This window comes from Aquiflexum sp., from assembly GCF_977115555.1.
The window spans coordinates 1-2,563 of sequence record NZ_CDSBKL010000506.1 but is presented as its reverse complement, the minus strand read 5'-3'; the positions used below and the strand labels follow the sequence as shown (position 1 = coordinate 2,563).

Genomic DNA, 2,563 nt, shown 5'->3' with positions numbered 1-2,563 from the left:
TAACCAAAAACCCCAAGGTCGAATGAAAGTGGATTTCCTGCTTGATAATCTTCGAAATCCATCCCCAAAACCTGGGCTGAGTTGACATCGTCCGAAACAGCAAAACGGGGTTCAGTTTTATCATTGTGATGGAAAAGTAAAAGTAGCCTGCCGTCTTTAAGTTCTTCCCCGAGTTTCTGCTCAATGGAAACAGATACCGAAGGAGTGTTTGGGGCATTGCAAGAAAAAATCAGAAACAACATCAGGATAGGTAGAAGCCTCATATCAATATATTTTTGGTTTCAATCAATTTAGCAAAATTTCCAATGAAGGGGTTCATCTGGGAAAATCTATTACATAAGCGGATATAAAATCCTTTTTTTATCAAATTACAACCGCCTATCAATCATGGGGAAAATAATTGTTTCGAATGTTTTATTTTAACTTTCTAAATTGCCCTGCTATGAGAAAACCCCTACTTCTATTAATTGCCTCAGCTTTTGTTTTTGGCTGTGCCCAAAAAACCGAAACCATCGATTATACCCAGCTGTCGGATGAGGAAAGACTTGCTGCCGCAAAAGAAATCGCACAAAACACCATCATGGTAGATGGTCATGTGGATCTTCCTTACCGGATGAAAGTCGGGGGATTTACCCTTCAGCGGGAGATCTTGGATGTATCTGTCCGCACTGACGGAGGTAATTTTGATTTTCCGAGATCAAAAGAAGGAGGCTTGGACGCACCGTTTATGTCCATCTATATTCCTGCAGGTTATCAGGAAAAGGGAGGAGCAAAGGCTTTGGCGGATTCGCTGATATTGATGACAGAAAGGATTGTGACTGCTTGGCCGGATAAGTTTGCTATGGCTTATTCTCCCACTGATATAGAGAAAAACACCCAAGAAGGTAAAATTTCATTTCCAATGGGAATAGAAAATGGTGCGGCCATCGAAGATGATATCAGCAATGTCAGGTATTTTTATGACCGCGGAATCCGGTATATGACCCTTACCCATGGAAAAGATAACCTGATCGGTGATTCCTCTTATGACACCACGCACACACACAATGGATTGAGTGAATATGGCGTTGAGGTTGTCAAGGAGATGAATAAAGTGGGCATCATGGTGGATATTTCCCACGTTTCAGACAGTACTTTTTTTGATGTCATGAAAATTACTGATGTTCCTGTAATTGCCTCTCATTCCTCTGCGAGGTATTTTACTCCGGGATTTGAAAGGAATATGGAGGATGGGATGATCAAAGCTCTTGGAAAAAACGGGGGCGTGATCATGATCAATTTTGGAGGCAGCTTCGTGGACGGCGATTATAATGAGCGATCAGGGGCAGTGAGAGAACATATCGTCAATTGGCTTGCAGAAAATGGATTAAGTAGAACAGATTCTGCCGCAGTTGCTTACATTGAAAAATATGTAGCTGAAAACAATCCCTTCCCAAATGTCTCCAAAGTGGCTGACCATTTTGACCATGTTGTGGCCTTGGTTGGAATCGACCATGTGGGTTTAGGTTCTGATTTTGACGGGGTAGGGGACAGTCTTCCTACAGGATTGAAGGACGTATCGATGTATCCCAACCTGATTGCCGAGTTACTCAAGCGGGGATATTCCAAAGAGGATATAGAAAAAATCTGTTACAAAAATATTTTCAGGGTTTGGGATGCGGTGATTGCGGCAGCTAAGACCTGAAATAAAAAATAGGAGCCTGGAGCTCCTTTTTTTATTTCAATCTTTCCATCGTCACCACCGGAATATCCTTATTCCCCATTTGCTTCAATGGCTTGATTTCTGACTTAGGATATTCAAATCCATTGTCTGACAATTCCCAAAGCAAAGGCGCCAGATTTTGCACCGCAGCTTTGCAGCCTTGGACAATCGCTCCCATTTTCCCCGTCTGCTTGGATAATTTGGCTTCATTCTCGATTTCGAATGGTCCGGCAAAACCTTTTTCCTTCAGGATATTGACAAATGCTCTCCAATCCATGCTGTCACCCAAACCGAATCCCGGTAAAGTCGCCTCGTAATGGTGTCTGTCCCATTCATTTTGGCTAAATGGGATTCCTGCTTTTGCAGCCCATTCTGGTTTGATACGTTGCATCGGGTACATATTTCCCCAAAATGGATCTGAAATATTCCTCGTTGACTTGACATGGATACGTTTTAACCTTGTCATATCCGTGTGCCTGATGACTTCAACAGGGTCTGTGTTTTGCCAGATGTCATGCGAAGGATCGTAAATCTCCCCGTGGTTTTTGCTTGGAATCAGGTCGTACATGATTTTCCTAGCAGCCAAGACTCCCGTCAGGTTATTGTAAGTAGTCGAATACCCCGACGAGCGCCAACCTTCCATAGGACAGTTTTCATACAAAACCGTCACACCAAGGTCTTCCGCATATCGGATGATCGGAGAAAAGACTTTTTGGTATTCTTCGAGATTTTTCTCGAAACCGTTTTCCTGGATTCCCAATTCATGGTTGTATCCTACAAAAGTGCCGAGTTTGACATCATTCTCATCTCCGCCCATCAGGTAAGCCATTCGGATGAGTTTTAGCAGGTGGTTTTGGTTTT

General features: G+C 42.9%; 2 protein-coding genes and 1 pseudogene. 1 reads left to right on the top strand and 2 read right to left on the bottom strand.

Annotated features, from left to right (window positions below; all coding sequences use genetic code 11):
* Positions 1–263 (bottom strand): annotated as a pseudogene (locus ACZFYI_RS18880) (hypothetical protein); the annotation flags it as partial.
* Between the two features lie 179 nt (positions 264–442).
* On the opposite strand from ACZFYI_RS18880, the gene ACZFYI_RS18875 reads away from it, so the two are divergent.
* A complete protein-coding gene (locus ACZFYI_RS18875; protein WP_462525670.1) occupies positions 443–1,684 on the top strand; it encodes a dipeptidase in 1,242 nt (413 codons plus the stop codon).
* 31 nt (positions 1,685–1,715) lie between these two features.
* On the opposite strand, the gene ACZFYI_RS18870 is transcribed toward ACZFYI_RS18875, so the two are convergent.
* Positions 1,716–2,563: sugar phosphate isomerase/epimerase family protein (locus ACZFYI_RS18870; protein ID WP_462525669.1), on the bottom strand; the 848-nt coding region annotated here is incomplete at its 5' end.